Origin of the sequence: Burkholderia sp. F1 (genome assembly GCF_050813845.1) — a bacterium.
GTDB lineage: Bacteria > Pseudomonadota > Gammaproteobacteria > Burkholderiales > Burkholderiaceae > Burkholderia > Burkholderia ubonensis.
In genome coordinates, this window is record NZ_CP172422.1 from 2442850 (window position 1) to 2461761 (window position 18912).

General features: G+C 69.5%; 15 protein-coding genes. 6 read left to right on the forward strand and 9 right to left on the reverse strand.

Annotated elements, in window-relative coordinates:
* Positions 1-39 precede the first annotated feature (39 nt).
* The 3 genes from ACFIMZ_RS29450 to ACFIMZ_RS29460 all read left to right on the forward strand — a co-directional run bounded on the left by ACFIMZ_RS29450 (position 40) and on the right by ACFIMZ_RS29460 (position 3869).
* Positions 40-957: a LysR family transcriptional regulator gene (locus tag ACFIMZ_RS29450; RefSeq protein WP_431822989.1), complete on the forward strand. Its 918-nt coding sequence runs from the start codon at positions 40-42 to the stop codon at positions 955-957.
* A gap of 415 nt (positions 958-1372) precedes the next feature.
* On the forward strand, positions 1373-2596 hold the full coding sequence (locus ACFIMZ_RS29455; protein ID WP_431822990.1) for an MFS transporter: 1224 nt from the start codon (positions 1373-1375) through the stop codon (positions 2594-2596).
* Between the two features lie 160 nt (positions 2597-2756).
* A complete protein-coding gene (locus ACFIMZ_RS29460) occupies positions 2757-3869 on the forward strand; it encodes an alkene reductase (RefSeq protein WP_431822991.1) in 1113 nt (370 codons plus the stop codon).
* Between the two features lie 49 nt (positions 3870-3918).
* Here ACFIMZ_RS29460 and ACFIMZ_RS29465 read toward each other — a convergent pair whose 3' ends face one another.
* From ACFIMZ_RS29465 to ACFIMZ_RS29475, 3 genes are all read right to left on the reverse strand, one after another.
* Complete coding sequence (locus ACFIMZ_RS29465; protein WP_431822992.1) at positions 3919-4593, reverse strand: phosphohydrolase; 675 nt, start codon at positions 4591-4593, stop codon at positions 3919-3921.
* A complete protein-coding gene (locus ACFIMZ_RS29470; RefSeq protein WP_431822993.1) occupies positions 4590-6407 on the reverse strand; it encodes an amidohydrolase in 1818 nt (605 codons plus the stop codon). Before ACFIMZ_RS29470 ends, ACFIMZ_RS29465 begins: the two co-directional genes overlap by 4 nt.
* A gap of 141 nt (positions 6408-6548) precedes the next feature.
* Entirely contained in the window at positions 6549-9449 is a 2901-nt protein-coding gene (locus ACFIMZ_RS29475; RefSeq protein ID WP_431825396.1) for an ATP-binding protein, read from the reverse strand.
* 375 nt (positions 9450-9824) lie between these two features.
* Between ACFIMZ_RS29475 and ACFIMZ_RS29480 the strand changes: the two genes are divergently transcribed.
* Entirely contained in the window at positions 9825-10733 is a 909-nt protein-coding gene (locus ACFIMZ_RS29480) for a helix-turn-helix domain-containing protein (protein ID WP_431822994.1), read from the forward strand.
* Between the two features lie 27 nt (positions 10734-10760).
* Here ACFIMZ_RS29480 and ACFIMZ_RS29485 read toward each other — a convergent pair whose 3' ends face one another.
* Both ACFIMZ_RS29485 and ACFIMZ_RS29490 read right to left on the reverse strand, forming a co-directional pair.
* Entirely contained in the window at positions 10761-12467 is a 1707-nt protein-coding gene (locus ACFIMZ_RS29485; RefSeq protein WP_431822995.1) for an FAD-dependent oxidoreductase, read from the reverse strand.
* 144 nt (positions 12468-12611) lie between these two features.
* Positions 12612-13262, reverse strand: coding sequence for a DsbA family oxidoreductase (locus tag ACFIMZ_RS29490; protein ID WP_431822996.1), 651 nt, complete (start codon positions 13260-13262; stop codon positions 12612-12614).
* A gap of 105 nt (positions 13263-13367) precedes the next feature.
* Between ACFIMZ_RS29490 and ACFIMZ_RS29495 the strand changes: the two genes are divergently transcribed.
* Entirely contained in the window at positions 13368-14273 is a 906-nt protein-coding gene (locus ACFIMZ_RS29495) for a LysR family transcriptional regulator (RefSeq protein WP_431822997.1), read from the forward strand.
* Between the two features lie 31 nt (positions 14274-14304).
* Here ACFIMZ_RS29495 and ACFIMZ_RS29500 read toward each other — a convergent pair whose 3' ends face one another.
* Genes ACFIMZ_RS29500 through ACFIMZ_RS29515 form a run of 4 tightly spaced genes read right to left on the reverse strand, consistent with a single transcriptional unit; the run spans position 14305 to position 17709 of the window.
* Positions 14305-15747: an alginate export family protein gene (locus ACFIMZ_RS29500; protein ID WP_431825397.1), complete on the reverse strand. Its 1443-nt coding sequence runs from the start codon at positions 15745-15747 to the stop codon at positions 14305-14307.
* Positions 15748-15761: 14 nt separating this feature from the next.
* A complete protein-coding gene (locus ACFIMZ_RS29505) occupies positions 15762-16700 on the reverse strand; it encodes a VOC family protein (RefSeq protein WP_431822998.1) in 939 nt (312 codons plus the stop codon).
* Positions 16701-16747: 47 nt separating this feature from the next.
* Positions 16748-17494: a YoaK family protein gene (locus ACFIMZ_RS29510; RefSeq protein WP_431822999.1), complete on the reverse strand. Its 747-nt coding sequence runs from the start codon at positions 17492-17494 to the stop codon at positions 16748-16750.
* Positions 17476-17709: a DUF1427 family protein gene (locus tag ACFIMZ_RS29515; RefSeq protein WP_431823000.1), complete on the reverse strand. Its 234-nt coding sequence runs from the start codon at positions 17707-17709 to the stop codon at positions 17476-17478. The genes ACFIMZ_RS29510 and ACFIMZ_RS29515 overlap by 19 nt, the downstream gene beginning before the upstream one ends.
* 226 nt (positions 17710-17935) lie before the next feature.
* On the opposite strand from ACFIMZ_RS29515, the gene ACFIMZ_RS29520 reads away from it, so the two are divergent.
* The gene (locus tag ACFIMZ_RS29520; protein ID WP_431823001.1) at positions 17936-18655 is read left to right on the forward strand and encodes a TetR/AcrR family transcriptional regulator; all 720 of its coding nucleotides are present in this window, start codon (positions 17936-17938) and stop codon (positions 18653-18655) included.
* Positions 18656-18912 lie beyond the last annotated feature (257 nt).

The following is an 18912-nucleotide window of genomic DNA, read 5'->3' on the forward strand; positions in this document are numbered from 1 at the left end:
ACCGGCGCCGAAGACTCACGGGTTGGAGATTCGCGACTGATGGATACACTTCTTTCGATGCGCGTGTTCGCACGCATCGTCGAGACCGGCAGCCTCACGCGCGCGTCGGACACGACGGGCCTCACGACGCCGCGCGTGTCCGCGCTGCTGCGCACGCTTGAACAGCATCTCGGCTGCCGGCTGCTGAACCGCACGACCCGGCGCATTTCGCTGACCGAGGACGGGCGCTCGTATTACGAGCGCTGCGTCGCGGTGCTGCGCGAGATCGACGACATGGAAGCGTCGGTGTCCCACGCGCGCAACGCGCCGCGCGGCCGGCTGAAGGTCAACCTGCCGCCGGCGATGGCCAAGCAGATCGTGGTGCCCGCGCTGCCCGGCTTTCTCGCCGCCCATCCGGACATCAGCGTCGAACTCGGCGTGACCGACCGTCAGATCGACCTCGTCGGCGAGGGTGTCGATTGCGTCGTGCGGGTCGGCGCGCTCGACGATTCCGGGATGATCGCGAAGCGGATCGGCAGCCTCACGACCTGCACCTGCGCGGCGCCTTCGTACCTCGAACGCTTCGGCGAACCCGACACCATCGACGACCTGTCGCAACATGTGGCCGTCAGCCACGTGTCGGCCGACACGGGCCGGCCGCGCACCTGGGATTTCGTCGTCGACGGCGAGACGCGCGTCGTGCAGATGTGCGGCAAGGTCGCGGTCAACGACGCCGATACCTACATCGCCTGCGGCGTCGCGGGGATCGGCCTGATCAAGACGTCGCTGTATCTGGTCGAGCCGTATCTGAATTCCGGCGAGCTGCGCGAGGTGCTGGCCGCGTTCAACGCGCCGCCGCGGCCGATCTCCATCCTGTATCCGCCGAACCGTCACATCCCGGCCAAGCTGAAGCTGTTCGTCGACTGGCTCGCCGGGCTGTACGCGCAGATCCCGACATTGCAGGGCCAGCGGAGCTGAGCGCGGGCCCCGCGAGACCACACCCGTCGAACCCCGCCCCTCCCGACATCGACACGAGGCAACCCGCCGTCGCCCCGCGGCGAATGCGCGTGCTGCCCTGCCGCTGACACCCGCTGGCGGCACTCAAGTGAATTAAGGCGGTGTTTAGGACTTTTCAGTGGCGGCGAGACAGACTGGATCGCGACGCCCAGTCCCGCTTGCGCACGTCAACCGGCCGGCACCGTCGATCGACCGTCCGTTCGGCCCCTTTTGCATGAAACGCAACGCTCGATTGCGCGGCGCAGGCATTCCGACATTATCGATCGATCAATAAGCTTGTCGGCAATGCGGCGGACGTGCAATGCGAGCCGCAACGCCATGCCCGGAAAGACGGATGGGCCGGCGCCCCTGCCATCCCTCATTCAAGGAGTCGACCATGTCAGCAGATTCAACCTCGCCCGCGGCGCACGGCCGCGGTCACGCCACGAAGCTCACGCAAGGGCTCATCGCGCTGTTTGCGTTCAGTTGCGGCGCGATCGTCGCCAACCTGTACTACGCGCAGCCGATCACCGAGCTGATCGCGCCCGGCCTGCGCATGTCGAGCGACACGGCGAGCCTCATCGTGTCGCTGACGCAGATCGGCTATGCGCTCGGCCTGTTCTTCATCGTGCCGCTCGGCGATCTGCTCGAGAACCGCAAGCTGATGATCACGACGGCCGTCGTCTCGATCGCGAGCCTGGCGGCCGCGGCGGTCGTGCACACGCCGGGCTGGTTCCTCGCGATCTCGCTGCTGATCGGCTTCAGTTCGGTGGCCGTGCAGATCCTGATCCCGCTCGCCGCGCATCTCGCGCCGGATCACGCGCGCGGACGCGTGGTCGGCACGATCATGGGCGGGCTGCTGCTCGGCATCCTGCTCGCCCGCCCGATCTCGAGCGTGGTCGCCGACGCGTTCGGCTGGCGTTTCGTGTTCGCGGCCGCCGCCGTCCTGATGACGCTCGTCACGGCCGTGCTCGCACTGACGATCCCGTCGCGCCAGCCCGATCACCGCGCGACCTATTTCGCGCTGATCGGTTCGCTGCTGCATCTCGTGCGCACGATGCCGGTGCTGCGCCACCGCGCGCTCTACCAGGGGCTGATGTTCGCGTCGTTCAGCCTGTTCTGGACCGCCGTGCCGGTCGAACTGATGCGTCACTACGGGCTGTCGCAGACCGCCGTCGCGCTGTTCGCCCTCGTCGGCGCGATCGGCGCGACGTCGGCGCCGGTCGCGGGCCGCCTCGCCGATGCCGGCCACACGGTGCGCGCAACGCTGATCGCGCTGGTTGCGGGCGCGCTGTCGTATGCAGTGGGGCTGGTCCACGGCGCGGGCCTGTACGGTCTCGTCGTCACCGGCATCGTGCTCGACTTCGCGGTGCAGATGAACATGGTGCTCGGCCAGCGCGAGATCTATGCGCTGCACGCGGCGAGCCGCAATCGCCTGAACGCGCTCTACATGACGAGCATCTTCGTCGGCGGCGCGATCGGCTCGGCGCTCGCGAGCCCGCTGTACGAGCGCGGCGGCTGGCCGCTCGTCGCGGCGGCGGCCGCGGCCTTCCCGATCGTCGCACTCGCGCACTACCTCGCGATCGGCCGGCCGCACGCACGCCGTCACGCTCAAGCCTGAACCGGGGCCGGCACCGGTTCGCGCGTGCGTTCGACCTGATTCACACCCGCTCGAAAACGCTGCCGGCACGTCTTTCTCCATGTTTGCGCAGGGCTCGCCGCCTGAGCCGCACGCTGCCGGACGAAGTCGCGGCCCTGCCCCCGATAAAAGGAATGCCACCATGTCTACCCTGCTCAGCGATTACGATCTGCGCGGTCTCGCCCTGCCCAACCGCGTCGTGATGGGACCGATGACCCGCTCGCGCGCGCCGCACCGCGGCCAGCCGACCGAGCTCATGGCGCAGTACTACGCGCAGCGCGCGTCGGCCGGCCTGATCGTCACCGAGGCGACCACCGTGAGCCCGGTTTCCGCGTCGTTCGAACTCACGCCGGGCCTGATCACCGACGAACAGGTCGCCGGCTGGAAGAAGATCACCGAAGCGGTCCACGCGCAGGGCGGCCGGATCTTCGCGCAGCTCTGGCACGGCGGCCGGGTCGGCTCGATGACGCTGCTCGGCGGGCAGGCGCCGCTGTCGCCGTCCGGCGTGAACGACGATCTCGAACAGCTGCAGGTCTGGGCCCAGCTGCAGAACGGGTATTACACGAAGATCCACGCGACGCCGTCGCGCGCGATGACGACGGACGAAGTGGCCGAAACCGTCGGCGAGTTCCGGCGCGGCGCCGCCCACGCGATGGCGGCCGGCTTCGACGGCGTCGAGATCCATGCGGCCAACGGCTATCTGCCGCACCAGTTCCTGTCGTCGACGCTGAACCGCCGCGACGACCGCTACGGCGGCACGCTCGCGAACCGCGCCCGCTTTCTCGCGGAAATCGTCGACGCGATCGGCGGCGTGATGCCGTTGAGCCGGGTCGGCGTGCGCATCTCGCCGTACGCGAAATACAACAACGTGCGCGATGCGGACCCGGATGCGACCTATGCGTATGTCGGCCGCATGCTCGACGAAGCCGGCGTCGCCTATCTGCATGCGGCGGATACCAACGGCTGGAGCGGCGAACCCGACCTGCCGCGCATCGTCGAAAACGTGCGCAAGACCTTCGGCGGCACGCTGATCGTCAACGGCGGCATCACGCCCGACGCCGCGAACACGCTGCTCGCGGCAGGTGACGCGGATCTCGTCGCGTTCGCGCGCGCGTTCATCGCGAATCCGGATCTCGTCGAGCGCATCGCGTCGAACGCGCCGCTTGCCGCGCCGCAAGCGGCGGGCTGGTATGGTGGCGACCATGCGGGCTACGTGGACTATGCGCGCCACGCCGAAGCGGGGCGCGCGGCCTGAGCGGGCGCGCGCTGCCGCAATGCATGCGCGGCACGATGCGCACTCGCCTTTACGCGTCCTCCCAGCCTGCGCCCAGCACCCGCCCGCAGAAATTCTGCCGATGGAAGTCCGGATCGGCCCGTTCGAGCACGTCGGCGCTCCAGGTGCCAAATGTCGATGCCGGGCGGTGTGCGACGCCGCGCGCGATCGTCTCGAGCATCGCCTCCCTGAATCCGGTCCCGCGCGGATAGGCAGCGAGCAGTGCGTCACGCTCGGCCGCCGTGTACGCGTCGATATCCGTCGCCATCAGGTCGGTCGCCACCGCCGACGCCAGCACGCACGCGAGCGGCGACAGGCGGGCCGGCACGCCCGGCGTCGTATGCAGCGCCACCGCGCGCCAGACGTCGTCCCGCACGCGCTGCGGCGCGCGATGGCGCAACAGCAGCGCGCTCGCGGCGTCCGCGCTGTCGAGCTCGTAGCGCGCGCTCGACCGGCAATACGCGGCGCTCAATCCCATGTTCGCGTACATCGCCGCGACATACAGCGCATCGGCGTCGCACGCGTCCCCTTCCCGCCGCGCGGCCAGCGACGCGAGCACGAACACGCGGCTCGCGTGAGCGACGACGACAGCCGGCAACGACGCGCGCGCCCCGTCGGCGGCGGCGATCGCCACGGGTGTGCGCGGGATGCGGACGCCGGCCACTTCGTCCGGGTCTGCCGGGTTGCGCGGGGGCGCAGGATTCATCGCGTCTCCTTCCATGCCGGCTCGGCATGGCCAATGATTGTCTGATGCAGAACCGATGAGCGCTGCCCCGCCGGGGCGGCCGACGCGACGGGCCGGTAGCGGCTGTGGCCGCCGAATTCGGCCACCGGCGACCACGCCGGGCTGACCGGCAGCGGCGGCGGCGCCAGCGGCGCGAATTCCTCGTCCGCGTGCACGACCTTGCCGTTCACGACCGTCAGCACCGACGACAAGGTCTTGATCTGCGCTTCGTCGACCGTGAAGTAGTCGTCCGTCAGCGCCGCGAAGTCCGCGTACTGGCCCGGCACCAGCGCGCCCTTGCGATCCTCCTCGTTCGAGAACCACGCGCTGCCGACCGTGTAGCGCCGCAGCGCCTCCATCCGGTCGAGCCGGTTGCGCTCCGGATACAGCGCGGTGCCGCCCACCGTGCGCCCCGATACCATCCAGTACAGCGACACGAACGGGTTGAAGCTCGCGACGCGCGTCGCGTCGGTGCCCGCGCCGACCGGCAGCCCCGCCGCGAGCATCGCGCGGATCGGCGGCGTGCGCGTGGCGGCCTCCGCGCCGTAGCGGGCGATGAAGTACTCGCCCTGGTAGGCCATCCGGTGCTGCACCGCGATGCCGCCGCCGAGCGCGGCGATGCGCGCGATGTTCGCTTCCGAGATCGTCTCGCAGTGGTCGAAGAACCAGCGCAGCCCGTTGAACGGGATCTCGCGGTTGACCGCCTCGAATACGTTCAGGAAGCGGCTGATCGACTCGTCATAGGTCGCGTGCAGGCGGAACGGCCAGCGGTGCTGCACGAGCAGCCGCACGACCGCGGTCAGCTCTTCTTCGAGCGATGCGGGCAGGTCGGGGCGCGGCTCCAGGAAGTCCTCGAAGTCGGCGGCGGAAAACACGAGCATCTCGCCCGCGCCGTTCACGCGCAGGAACTCGTCGCCGTCGCCGGGCCTGGTCATCTTCACCCACTTCGCGAAGTCCTCGATCTCTTTCTTCGCGTTCTGCGTGAACAGGTTGTACGCGATGCGCATCGTCAGTTCGCCGCGCTTGGCGAGCTCCATGATCACCGCGTAGTCGTCGGGATACGCCTGGAAGCCGCCGCCCGCGTCGATCGCGCTCGTGATGCCGAGGCGGTTGAGCTCGCGCATGAAATGCCGCGTCGAGTTCATCTGGTCGTCGTAGCCGAGCTTCGGCCCCTTCGCGAGCGCCGCATACAGGATCTCCGTGTCGGGGCGCGCGATCAGCATCCCGGTCGGCCTGCCGTGCCGGTTGCGCTGGATCTCGCCGCCGGATGGCGCCGGCGTATCGCGGCCGCACCCGATCGCGCGCAGCGCGGCGGCGTTGAGCAGCGCGCTGTCGTACAGGTGCAGGATGAAGACCGGCGTGTCGGGCGCGATCGCGTTGAGTTCGGCAAGCGTCGGGCCGCGCTTTTCGACGAACTGGAATTCGCTCCATCCGCCGACGACGCGCACCCATTGCGGCGCGGGGGTGCGGGCCACCTGGCGGCGCAGCATGTCGAGCGCGTCGGCAAGCGACGGCACGCCGTCCCAGCGCAGCTCCAGGTTGAAGCTCAGCCCGCCGCGGATCACGTGCAGGTGCGAGTCGTTCAGGCCCGGGATCACCGTGCGGCCGCGCAGGTCGATGCGCGGCGTGTCGCCTCGCGCATGACGCATCACGTCGTGGTCGCCGCCGGCCGCGAGGATCCGGCCGTCCTTGATCGCCAGCGCGGTGACGAACGAGCGCCTGTCGTCCTGCGTCGCGATCTTGCCGTTGTGGACGACGAGGTCCGCCATCCGCGCCGGTTCCGTCGTCTCATGCATCGGCACGCTCCCGCTCACGTCCGGCGCCGGCTTGGGTCCGCACCAGCGTCGACGCGCGCAAGCGCGTCGCACGCCGGGACGACGCGGACATCGATCTTCCCGTTGAGCGTGCCGGTCCATGCCGGCGCAGTCGGCGCGGCCTCATGCCGGCTGCTGCGCGGCGCCGGCCCGGGCCGGCGCCGCGTCAGGCGCACTGTCGAACCGCACACGCTGCCGCCGCGCCGGCGGCGCGTCGTCCGCGCGCACGAAATTGCAGAGCCGCACCAGCCGGCGAATATCGAACGCGCGCGACTGGAGATCGAAGCGCCCGGCCAGGTTGGCGATCATCGGCGCAGCCTGGTTGATCCGCCCGCGTTCGATCAGATGGTCGGCCAGATCCAGCGTCGCGCGCAGCTCCCACATGCCGGCCCCCTGCCCGTTCGCGGTATGGATCGCGGTGAGCAGATGACGACGCCCTTCCGCTTCATAGGCGACCGCCAGATCCTCGTCGACATTGCGCGCCCGCTCGAGCGTCGCCAGGCCCTTGGCGCGCAGCAGTTCGGGCACGAACAGGTGCTCGCCCCGGGCGCGGCAGCGGGCGAGCGCGGCGTCGAGCTTCGAGCCGGCTTCGGCGGCCCGCCCGGTTCGCGTGAGCCCTTCCGCATAGGCGACGACGAGCGGCGCGAGCAGGCGCCGGAATCCGCTCGCTTCGACGCGCCGCAGCGCGGGTTCCAGCCTCGCCAGCCCCGCACCGGGATGCCCGGTCTGGATGTCGAATTGTCCCGCGAGGCATTCCGCATGACTCACCCAGATGTCGAACCCGCTCGCGTCGGCCTCCGCGCGCATCGTCGCGAGATGGTCGGAGATCGCATCGTGGTCGCCGTAGCGCAGCGCAATCGGCAGGGCGGCGGCGCCGAGCACGACGCACAGCGGCAGTCCGGACCGGCTGCGCCGGGCGAACTCGATCGCCTGCGCGGCAAGCCGCATCGCATGTTCCGGCTCGCCCTGCATCCAGACGAGCCGGGTCAGCATCGTCCGGCCGAGCGTCGCCACGTCGATGCCGAGCGCACGTTCCGCATGCGATGGCCCGTCGATGTCGGCCAGCCCCGCCGTCGCCGTTTCCAGCCGCTCGCGCGCCTGCGCGTGCTCCCCGAAGTAATGCAGCGAGGTTGCGACCATCGCGGTCGCGAGCAGCCGCTGCGAGCGCTCGCCGCTGCGTTCGGCCGCCCGCTCGAATCGCGTCGCATAACGAAGCGATTCGTGAATGTCGGACATCGCGAGCATCGTGTTCCACTGTCCGGCCAGCGCGCGCTGCTCGAACGCATCGTCACCCGTGGCGTGCGCCAGCCCGAGCGTCCGATTCCACATCGCGGTGGCTGCATGCACGTCGCCGGCGGTATGCAGCAGCGCCGACGCATACGCGGCGCGCAACTGCATTTCGCATTCCGCATCGACGGCGCCCGGCGGCTCCATGTCGATTGCGTCCAGCATCCGTTTCGCCTCGGCGCGGCATTCGCTCATCTTCGCCGGATCCAGCAGCTCGTACGCGAGCGCGCGGATTTGCGGATTCGCGGACACCGGCACGTCGCTCATGCCGGCAGTTGACGGCCGATGGTCCGGCTCAGGTCCGGCCAGCGCGGCCGACACGCCTGCGTCGGCCCGTTCGCGCTCATGGCGCGCGTGGCGCTCGGAGACGCGCTCGAACTCGCCCTCGTCGCGCAGCTTTTCCAGCGCATAGGCGCGGGTCGATTCGGTCAGCCGGTACCGCGCGTTCGCGCCGCTGAACTCGACGGTCAGCAGCGACTTCGCGACGAGCTCGCCGAGCCCGGAAATCATCTCGGCGACCGACGCGCCAGGCTCCATCGCGACGGCGCGCACCGCGTCGAACCCAAATGGGCCGATGAAGCATCCCATCCGGCGAAACAGCGCCCGCGCGGGCGGATCCAGCAGCACGTAGCTCCAGTCGAAGGTCGCTCGCAGCGCCTGATGGCGCGGCAGCGCGGACCGCAGCCCGCCCGTCAGCAGGTTCAGGCGATCGTCGAGACGAGATGCGACGCCTTCGACGCCCAGCGTCGCGACGCGCGCGGCCGCGAGCTCGATCGCGAGCGGCAGGCCGTCGAGTCGCCGGCAGATGTCGCCGATCAGCCGGATGCCGCCTTCGTCGACCACGCAATCGGCCATCGCCGCGCGGATACGGCACAGGAACAGCGCGACGGCGGAACAGCCGGAGATCTCGTCGACGGACGCATCGCTGCCGGGCACGGCGAGCGGGTTGACGCGAAACACGCATTCGGCCGAGATGTGCAGCGGCTCGCGGCTCGTCACCAGCACGCGCAGCGTATCGGTGCGCGCGGCAAGCGCCTCCACGAGGCTTGCGACGAGGTCGATCACGTGCTCGGCGTTGTCGAGCACCAGCAGACACGGCGACGCGGCGAGCGCATCGGCGAGGCCGTCGACCGCGCACGCATCGCCAGTCGCCAGTCCGAGGGCGTCCGCCAGCGTGCGCAACACGTCTTCGCGCGTCGACGCGCGCGCCAGTTCGACGACATGGACGGCGTCCCGGGAACGGCTGCGGATGTCGTGCGCGACCTGGACCGCGAGGCTCGTCTTGCCGATGCCGCCGGCGCCGACCAGCGTGACGACCGGCGTCCGGTCGAGCATGTCGATGATCTGCGCAATCTCGGTCTGCCGCCCGATGAGCGTTGCCGCGTGCGCCGGCGGATCGGCGCCGGGCGCAGGCGGCTCGTCCGGCTGCCGGTCGCGAACGCCGCCAGTCTGGCCGGCAACCAGCAGGTAGCCTCGGCCCGGCACGGTCTTGATCAGGTCGCGGCTCGCGCCGAGCAGCTTGCGCAAGGCAGCGACATGAACCTGCAGCCGGTTCTCCTCGACGATCGTGCCCGGCCAGACGGCGTCCATGATGTCGTCCTTCGATACGACGGAGCCGTTCGCCCGGTGCAGCACCTCAAGAATGTCGAACGCGCGCGCGCCGACACGCATCGATAGGCCTTGCCGGCGGATGTTCCGCTGCTCGAAGTCGACCGACAATATCCCGATCTGGATCATGGCTGCCTCCGGGTCCAGCTTGATGGCGGCCATGCGAACGCAGCGGTTCACGAGGCCGAAAGTCGGCGCCCGGCCCCTCGCAAGCCCGACGCGCGATAAACAATGAATGGCCCCGAGTGTAAACACGGTATAAATGCGCGTCTTGAAGGAAAATGCGCTGAAATGGCGTGGCGACACCGGCCGCGAAACCGTTCCCGCGCGCGGGCGAACGGCGCGGCAACCCGCCTGGCGCGCGCGGCTCGCCCCCCCGGCGCCGGAGCAATTCACCAGCCGGTGAGCGGAAATTCGTTCAATACATCTTGGGCTGGTCACGTGGCCCGTATAAACTGCAAACGAATTATTCGTGCCCCAAGCACCTTACAGGGATCTTCCATCATGCCTCAGCCCGTTATCGCGCCTCCCGCGCCGCCGTCGAAAGACACGCTCGGATGCGCGCCGAGCATGTTATGTAAGGATATCGAAAGACATGCCGGCGGCCTGACGCTCTACCGCAAATGCATGCGCGACGCGCAGTTCGAGCGCATCGTGATGCCGGCCTGCGATCGTGGCTTCCTGATCGGCATTTCGTTGAACGGCGGGCACCACCGCACGATCTTCCGCGGCGCAAGAAAATCCGACCGGAGGTTCCAGCACGACACGATCTACATCCGGGATTTTTCCGACGACTTTCGCGCCGACCTGTACGGCAAATTCGACTTCGTGCTCGTGGAAGTGTCGCGCCCCTACCTCGACCGGCTCGGCGAGGATTACGGCGACACGCTCATCGGCGGCCTGACCTGCGCGATCGAGCAGCGCGACCCGGTGCTCGGCCATCTCGCGCATGCGGTCGCTGACAGTCTCGACGAGCCGGGCCCGCTGACGACGCTGTTCGTCGAGCAGATGGGGCTTGCGATCGGCTCGCACCTCGTGCGGCGCTACGGCAACGCGCTCGAGTGCGACCTGCATCGCAAGGGCGTGCTGTCGCCGGCGAAGACGGCGCGCGCAAAGGAACTCCTGATGGAAAAGGCCAGCCTCGGCGTGTCGATCGCGGAAGTCGCGAGCGAATGCGACCTGTCGCGCGGCTACTTCATCCGCGCGTTCTCGCGGACGACGGGACGCACGCCGCACCAGTGGCTGCTCGAACAGCGCGTCGTGCAGGCGAGAGCATTGCTCGAGACGACGGACATGTCGCTCGCGGATATTGCCGCGACATGCGGATTCGCGGACCAGAGCCATCTGAGCCGCGTGTTCGTCAAGGTGCTCGGACACTCGCCCGGCGCGTGGCGCCGCGGCGTGTCGCGCTGACGCGCCGCTGCCGGCGCGACGCCCGGATCACGCGCGGCCCATGTCGGCAGCAACGCGTGCGAGCGTCGCGTGGATCTGGCCGACGACGGCCGCGCCGTCGCCGACCGCGGATGCCACGCGCTTGGCCGATCCGGAGCGCACATCGCCGATCGCGAACATTCCCGCCACGCTGGTTTCGAGCGGCAGCCGGCCTTCGTCGCGCGCGATGCCGGTCAGCACGAAGCCGCGATCGTCGAGTTCGACGCCGCTCGACGCAAGCCAGTCGGTCTTCGGGTCGGCGCCGATGAACAGGAACAGGTGGCGCGTCGCGATCGTTTCGACCGCGTCGCCGCGACGGACCCGGACGCCGGCCAGCCCGCATGCGTCGCCGACGAGCGCCTCGAGCGTGCAGCGCCGGCAAACCTGGACGTTCAGCAGCGCGCCGATCCGGTCGACCAGATAGCGCGACATGCTCGCGCCGAGATCGTCGCCGCGAATCAGCACGCGGATGCTGCGCGCGAAATTGGCGAGGAACACCACCGCCTGGCCGGCCGAGTTGCCGCCGCCGATCAGCACGACGTCCTGCCCTTTCACCAGCTTCGCCTCGATCGGCGACGCCCAGTAGTACGCGCCCCGCCCCTCGTAATGCGCGAGATCCGGCACCGGCGGCCGGCGATACGCGGCGCCGCTCGCGAGCACCACGGTGCGTGCGCCGACCTGCTGCCCGTCGGACAGCGCGAGCGCGAAATGCGTGGGCAGCCGTTGCACGCTGTCGACCTTCACCGGAATCGCCAGATGCGCGCCGAACTTCAACGCCTGCTGGAACGCGCGCGCCGCGAGCGCCTGTCCCGAGATGCCGGTCGGAAAACCGAGATAGTTCTCGATGCGCGCGCTCGCGCCGGCCTGCCCGCCCGGCGCGCGCAAGTCGAACACCGCGACGGAGAGGCCCTCGGTCGCCGCATAGACGGCCGCCGCGAGGCCGGCCGGGCCGGCGCCGACGATCGCGACGTCGTACACGCGGGTGGGCTCGAACGACGGCACGAGCCCGAGACAGGTGGCCAGTTGCGCCTCGTCGGGCGCGCGCAGCACCGAGCCGTCCGGACAGAACACGAGCGGTAAATCCGCGGGCCCTGCCGCGATGCCGGACAGCAGCGCAGCCGCGTCGCCGTCGTGACGCACGTCGAGCACGGTCGCCGGATACGCGTTGCGGCGCAGGAAGCCCTGCAGGTTGACGAGCCGTCCGTCCGCGCCGTCGCCGACGATGATCGGCCCGAGCCCCTTCTCGATCAGGCCGACGCGACGCAGGATCAGCGCGCGCATGATGTGCTCGCCGAGCAGCGCATCCGCGACGATCAGCGCGCGCAGCGGCTCGGGCTCGACGAGGAGCGTGTCGCAATCCGTCAACGCGATGCCGTCGACCAGCGACGGCTTGCCGGACAACTGCGCGATCTCGGCCATGAAATTCCCGGCCTCATGCTCGACGACAAGCGTCGAGCGCCCGAGGCGATCGTGCGTGCAGATCCGGGCCTTGCCGCGCAGCAGCACGAACAGCCCCGGCGCGACGCGGCCCGTTCGGAAAATGTGCTCGCCGGCCGCGAACGCCATCGGCCGCGCGAAACGCCGGAGGCTGCTGATCTCCGCCGACGACAGGCGCGGAAACATCTGGTGCCGCCGGAATTCGAGCGACGAATACGGCGCGTCCGGCTCCGCTGACGCGGCGTCGTCCGGCAAGGCTTGCGCGGGATGGTCGATCATGGGCTCGTCCTCGTTGCGCGATGTCGCGCGTCGGATGCGATCGCGCGACATCGCGATATCCAGGTTAGTCCGCCTCGACCCGAAAATCCTGATCCGGACATGAATCGTTCTGAACCGCCGGCCCGGACCGACCCGGCCCGCGCATCAGGCGGCCTGGCCCGGCGCGCCGCGCGCGGCGGTCAGCGCATCGCGGAACACCGCGGCGGGCTGCGCGCCGCTGATCACGACCGTGCCGATCCGGGTGGACGGCACGGACGCGATGCCGTCGCGCAGCGCGTCGGCCTCGAGTGCGCGCACGGCGTCGACGCCCTCGTCCGACGCCAGGAACGCGCGAACGGCATCGCCGCCCATGCCGACGCCGGCGGCGAGATCAACGAGCACGTCCGCCTCGCCGATATCGCGTCCGTCGCGGAAATACGCGGCGAACAGCGCATCGACAAGCGCAGTCGCGTTGCCGTGCCGTTGCGCGAACCAGACGAGCCGATGCGCAAGCCGCGTATTCGGCGTGCGCGCGATCCGCGCGTGGTTGAACGCGAGGCCAGCGGCGCGGCCGGCTTCCGCGACCTGCGCGTCGAGCGCCTGCGAACGCGCCCAGCTCCCGAACTTCGCGCTCCGGTAGGCCTTGCGGTCCATCCCGCCGGCGGGCATCGACGGGTTCAGTTCGAACGGAACGAAACGGACGCTCACCGCGTCGGCCAGACCGGCTTCGGCGACGACCTCGGTCAGCCTGCGCTCGGCAATCCAGCACCACGGACAGACGAGATCGTAGGTCACCGTCACATCGAGCTTATTCATCGCAATCTCCTGTGCATTTCCACATGACACGATAGCGCCCTCGGCCCGACGATAGAATGCGAACGGCATGCAACGCAACATTGCGACAGGAACAAAGGCGACGACATGGACAAGTTTTCCGCGCTGCGCGCATTCGTGGAAGTGGCGGAATCCGGCGGCTTCTCGAGCGCGGGACGGCGCCTCGATCTCGCGGCGTCGTCCGTCGTGCGGGCGGTGGACGCGCTCGAGGCCTCGCTCGGCACCGTGCTGCTGAACCGCACGACCCGGCAGGTGACGCTGTCCGACGCCGGCGCGCTGTATTACGCGCGGGCGAAGCAACTGCTCGAAGATCTGGCCGACGCCGACTCGCTCGTCGCCGACCGCGGCGACGAGCCGTCCGGGCCGCTGCGCGTGTCGGTGCCCGTCGCCTACGGTATCCGCCGCATCGCGCCGCACGTCTCGGCGTTCCTCGCGCGCCATCCGAAGCTCGACCTGGACATGCAGCTCACCGACCAGCGCGTCGACCTCGTGCTCGACAGGATCGACGTCGCGATCCGGCTCGGCGAAGCGGCGCCCGCGGCGGACGTCGTCGCACGGCGCCTCGGCACGTTCCGGCGCTACGTCGTCGCGAGCCACGACTACCTGGACGCACACGGCACGCCGGCCACGCCGGGCGAACTCGTCGATCACGCGTGCCTGCGCTTTCACTTCGGCGGCGACCAGCAGGTCTGGACGTTTGCGCACGCGCACGAGACAACGAAGGTGATCGTGACAGGCCGCCTCAAGTCGAACCACAGCGAAGTGCTGCGCGACGCCGCGCTCGACGGCGCCGGCATCGCGCTGCTGCCCGACTGGCTCGTCGACGCGGACATTCAGGCGGGCCGGCTGCGGAAACTGTTCGAGCGTTACGACGTGACGCCCGACGCGGCGCGCTCGGTCATCACCGCGCTCTATCTGCCGAACCAGCGCGGCTCGAAGCGCGTGAGCGCGTTCATCGACTTCATCGCGCCGCTCGCCGGCGCGCCGGGCTGACGCGCCGCGCATCACGCCCGGCCGGCCCGCGTCACCAGCCGAATTTCGCCTCGACGCCAAGATAATCGGCGTTGCGCGCGCCGAGCGCGCGAAGCGAGCTGCCGACCTGGAAATGAACGGCCTCGACGGCCAGCGCGACGTTCGCGTTGACGAGCCAGTCCGCCCGCAGCTGCGCGTACATCCCGGTCCACGCCGTGCCCTTTCCGGCCGTGCCGGGCACGGCCGTCATCCCTTGCCCGTAGACCGCATCGGCCGTGGTCGCGCGCCACTGGAGCCCGACGGCCGTGAGCAGCGTGACCGACGGCGTGGCCTTGAACGTCAGCGACGGCTTCACGTGGATCAGGTTGCTGTAGCCCGTGTAGCCGGCGAGCGTGAAGTAGTAGCCGTTCGGAAACAGCGGATTGAAGGTGCCCACCCGGCCGTCGCCGGGATGCGAGTCGCCCGATGCGCCGTCGACCTGGATGCCGATGCGCGGCGAGCCGGCCGCCGACGCGAACGTATAGCCGCCCAGCAGGCCGAACGCCCACGCGCCGATCGTGTCCTGGCCGACGCGCCCGGTCTGGATCATCGTCTCCGCGTCCCAGTCGAACTGATGCGACTTCCCCGCGTAGCGCACGTCGAACACGTCGCGCCGCTCGGTGCCGGCCGCGTTGCCGAAGCGCGCGTTGTCGCGCGTGTAGCGGGACCAGTAGGCCGACAGGTCGCCCGGCCCCGTCCCCGCCCGTTCGATCCGCACGCCGTCGAATCGCAGGTGCCGGTTCGACACGTCGTCGAACGGCGCCGCATTCCGGTACTGCACGGGTCGCGTCACGTAGCCGATCAGGCGCCACTTGCCGATTTCATAGTCGGCCCAGATCGCGTCGAACGCCTGGCGCACGTTCGGGCCGTCGCGCACCGACACGAAGCGCTGCAGGTCGAACGCCATCTCCTGGCGGCCGACGCGCGCCTTGAACGTGCCGGCGCCGACCTGATCGACATACGCGACGAACGCCTGCTCGATGTCGAGCGTGTTCCGGTCGACGGGCCCGACCGCATCCTTGCCGAACGGTCGCGCGTCGACGAACTGGAAGAACGCCTGGACATGCCCGCGGTAGCGCAGGTCAGCGTGCATTTCCGCGCGCTGGATCACGTAGTCGTCGCCGCGCGCGGAACCGAGGCCGAACAGCGGCGCGTGGTTCAGCTCGAAGCGCTCGCGCAGGTTCGCGCCGAGCGACAGGTAGGTGGACGGGTCGCCGCCCAACGGCAGATACTTCAGCGCGTCGACAGGCTTGCGCGGCACGCACGGGTCCGCGAGCGCCGACCAGTCCTCCTGCCAGCGGTTGAACATCGCGGCAGGCCGTTTCGTCGCGCACGCGGGAACCGCTGCCGCGTCGGGCGCGCTCGCGCCCTCCGCGCCGAACGCGCCGCTGCATTGAATCAGGAGGCTGCCCGCCAGCACGCCGCCCGACAGCACCTCCCGGCATACGCGCGGCATCGGGCGGCGCGCCGTCACTTCGTCTGCTCGTGGATCTCGGCGACGTAGCCGCCCGGAAACTCGACCATCGCCGTGCGACCTTCCGCCGTCGCATTCGGGTCCGACAGCACCTTCACACCGGCGCCGCGCGCCTTCGCGAGCGTCGCGTCGAGATCAGCGACCTGATAGCCGGTCACCTCGCGGCCGTACGGGTAAGGCAGGCGTCCGTCGGTGACGAACACGAGCATGTTGCCGAAGCCGGAGCGGATCCGCACGCGCCGGATCGTGTCGCCGGGGCGGCCGATTTCGGCGCCGTCCGCATGGCGGTTGTCGGAGACGACGGTCCCGTGCGAGAAGCGCACGAAACGCTTGATGAAGTTGTTGGCCATGTACGGCGACACATACACGCGATTGTCGGGCACCATCGCGAGCGGCGCATACGACGGCGCCTTCGTGTGCCAGTACAGCTGCATCGTGAGACCGCCCGGCCACTGGATCACCGCATCCTTGCCGATCGGGTCGTCGAACGTGTCGACGATCACGTCCGCGCCCGCGGCGCGCGCCGCGCGCACGGCCTGATCGATGTCGCTCACCAGATAGCCGGTGCGTTCGCTGCCGAACGGATAGGGCACGGGCGTCTCGAACGCGAATACCGACAGCATCCCGACCGGCGTCTGCACGTACTGCGACGCCGTCTTGCTCGGCGTCGGCGTCACGGTGAAGACGGCCCGCTGCGACACCTTGCCGCCGAACGTCGCAATGAAGCTGTCCACGAACTTGTCGATCTGCTCGCCGGGCACGTACACGTGCGTCGTCGAGTACTGCGAGCCGACCGACACGACCGGCAAGTGCGCGCCGGCGGTATCCAGATGCGTAACGTCGGCCAGCGCCGGCGACGCGATCGATGCCGCACCCAGCAACGCCATCGACACGGCCGCGATACGCAGCGCACTTCGCAATTTCACGGGATTCATCCAACTCTCCTTATGGTCAACGAGCGCAGCAACACGCTGCGCGGTATTCAGTGCCGCGCCGGCCCTGGTTCCTGCCGCCCGGACCGGCAGGCGAGGAAACACAGCGTCGCGAGCGGCAGCGCCAGCGCCCAGAACGACGCAAGCAGATAGCCTGCCGCGCCCGCGCCGGCACCGAGCGCAAAGCCGGCGACGGGCGGGAGCGTTCGGCGCAGCCTGGCGCGGGCGGCGGCGCGCTCGGCCGGCGCGGCGAGCGGCGCGAGCCAGTCGAATGCATCGATGACGGCCTGCGTGACGTTGCCCGTCATCACGGTGTGCGCGACGACCGAGCGGGCCGCAAGCCGTCCGTGCGCGTTCTGCACGCCCATCGCCGCCGCGCCGAGCAGGCCGCACGCGATCGTCAGCGGCGCATCCGCGTCGCCGATCGGCGACGACCATGCGCCCACCAGCATGAACGCGGCCAGCAGCACGGCCTGCAGCGCATACAGCGCACGGGCGCGCGCGCCGTGACCTTGCCTGCTCATCCGGTGATCCAGCACGCGCGCGCCGACGATGCCCGCCATGAACGCAGGAAACGCGAGCCACTTGATCGCGAGACCGTGCCCGGCGCCCGCGAGACCCGAACCGATCAGGATGAAATTGCCGGTGACGTGCGCGGTGAAAAGACCGAACAGCGCGACGAAGCCGAGCGTGTCGACGTAGCCGGCGATCGACGCGAGGAACGTGTCCTCGCCGCGCACGTGGTCGACCGCCGCGGCGGGCGGCGGCTCGGCCGAGCCTATTTGTCGCGGCTGCACGCGGTGTCCTGGCGGTTCGCGTCGGCATGCAGCGCCTGCGCCTGCACGGCCGGCGGACGAAGCTGCGCCTGCACGAACGGAATCGCGTGCTCGCCGAGCACGATGCCGAGCAGCCCCATCAGCGCAATCAGCGGCGGCGCGGGCGATTGCACGCGCGCGAGGGAATACAGCAGGCCGACGACGAGGCCGGCGCCCAACGAGATCAGATAAGCCATGGTCCGCTCCGTTCACGCCGGCCCGCGCGTCGAGCCACATGCGGCACGATGCCGGCAGGCACGGCAATCGGGGAGCAGACTAAGGAAAGCCGATCTTAAAGTCATGGCGGCGAGCTGAATTTTTCTTAAGACGCGGCCGCCCCGGCTCACGCGCCTCGCCGCAAGTCCCGCGCCTTGCCATTTTTCGATCGACCGGTTAACAATGGCCGCTATCCGGAGCCCATGAATGAGCGAACGCAAGCGCAGCACGCCGTCCCGCAAGCGGGAAGCGGACACCCCCGGCCACCCCGCCGCGCCCGCACGCAGGCTCGCGCCCGAGGCGCGCGAGCGGCAGATCGTCGAGAAGGCGGTCGAGTACTTCGCCACCCACGGCTTCTCCGGCAGCACGCGCGAGCTCGCGCGGCAGATCGGCGTCACGCAGCCGCTGCTGTATCGCTATTTCCCGAGCAAGGAAGCGCTGATCGATCGCGTGTACGACGAAATCTACACGTGGAATCCCGACTGGGAAAAGCTGATCGCCGACCGCTCGGTGCCGCTGCAGGAACGGCTCGTCGCCTTCTACCGTTCGTATTCGCACACGATCCTGCGGCGCGAATGGATCCGCACGTTCATCTTCGCGGGGCTCAGCCGCGAAGGCTTCAATACGCATTACCTGTCCCGGCTCAAGGAGCGCGTGTTCCTGCCCGTGCTGCGCGAGCTGCGGCATGCGTACGACATCGCGACGCCCGCATCGGCGGCCCAGCGCGACGCGGAAATCGAGCTGATCTGGAGCCTGCACGCGAGCATCTTCTACCTGGGCGTCAGGAAGTGGGTATATGGACTGCCGGTGCCCGACGACCTCGACGCCGAGATCGCGCGGCAGATCGACGCGTTCCTGCACGGCACGCCGGCGGCGCTGAAGCAGCTCGCCGGCGGCACGGCCGGCGCGCGGCGCAAGCGGGCCTGACGCGCGGCGCGCCGCCCACGCTGGCCATGCGAGGTTGCCGTGAACCTGACGACAACTTGATCGTTGCGGAGCGTCCGGCACGGCCAAAACGGGGCCACGCATCAACCGCTTTCAGAACAATTCATGCGACCGCGCGGATGGGTTCGCCTATGCTCGAATAGTCTTCGCGTCGTCGCACCGGCGGCGTTCCCGAACCGGACCGGACCGGGAACGCCCCATGATTACCGCGACGCCTGCAATCGTCCATCACGCCGTCA

Excerpts from the sequence above, each read along its gene's own strand:
- ACFIMZ_RS29470 (WP_431822993.1), bottom strand. The coding sequence starts at position 6,407 with ATGCATGAGACGACGGAACCGGCGCGGATGGCGGACCTCGTCGTCCAC.
- ACFIMZ_RS29490 (WP_431822996.1), bottom strand. The coding sequence starts at position 13,262 with ATGAATAAGCTCGATGTGACGGTGACCTACGATCTCGTCTGTCCGTGG.
- ACFIMZ_RS29520 (WP_431823001.1), top strand. The coding sequence starts at position 17,936 with ATGAGCGAACGCAAGCGCAGCACGCCGTCCCGCAAGCGGGAAGCGGAC.
- ACFIMZ_RS29500 (WP_431825397.1), bottom strand. The coding sequence starts at position 15,747 with ATGCCGCGCGTATGCCGGGAGGTGCTGTCGGGCGGCGTGCTGGCGGGC.
- ACFIMZ_RS29515 (WP_431823000.1), bottom strand. The coding sequence starts at position 17,709 with ATGGCTTATCTGATCTCGTTGGGCGCCGGCCTCGTCGTCGGCCTGCTG.
- ACFIMZ_RS29480 (WP_431822994.1), top strand. The coding sequence starts at position 9,825 with ATGCCTCAGCCCGTTATCGCGCCTCCCGCGCCGCCGTCGAAAGACACG.
- ACFIMZ_RS29450 (WP_431822989.1), top strand. The coding sequence starts at position 40 with ATGGATACACTTCTTTCGATGCGCGTGTTCGCACGCATCGTCGAGACC.
- ACFIMZ_RS29460 (WP_431822991.1), top strand. The coding sequence starts at position 2,757 with ATGTCTACCCTGCTCAGCGATTACGATCTGCGCGGTCTCGCCCTGCCC.
- ACFIMZ_RS29475 (WP_431825396.1), bottom strand. The coding sequence starts at position 9,449 with ATGATCCAGATCGGGATATTGTCGGTCGACTTCGAGCAGCGGAACATC.
- ACFIMZ_RS29485 (WP_431822995.1), bottom strand. The coding sequence starts at position 12,467 with ATGATCGACCATCCCGCGCAAGCCTTGCCGGACGACGCCGCGTCAGCG.
- ACFIMZ_RS29495 (WP_431822997.1), top strand. The coding sequence starts at position 13,368 with ATGGACAAGTTTTCCGCGCTGCGCGCATTCGTGGAAGTGGCGGAATCC.
- ACFIMZ_RS29465 (WP_431822992.1), bottom strand. The coding sequence starts at position 4,593 with ATGAATCCTGCGCCCCCGCGCAACCCGGCAGACCCGGACGAAGTGGCC.
- ACFIMZ_RS29455 (WP_431822990.1), top strand. The coding sequence starts at position 1,373 with ATGTCAGCAGATTCAACCTCGCCCGCGGCGCACGGCCGCGGTCACGCC.
- ACFIMZ_RS29505 (WP_431822998.1), bottom strand. The coding sequence starts at position 16,700 with ATGAATCCCGTGAAATTGCGAAGTGCGCTGCGTATCGCGGCCGTGTCG.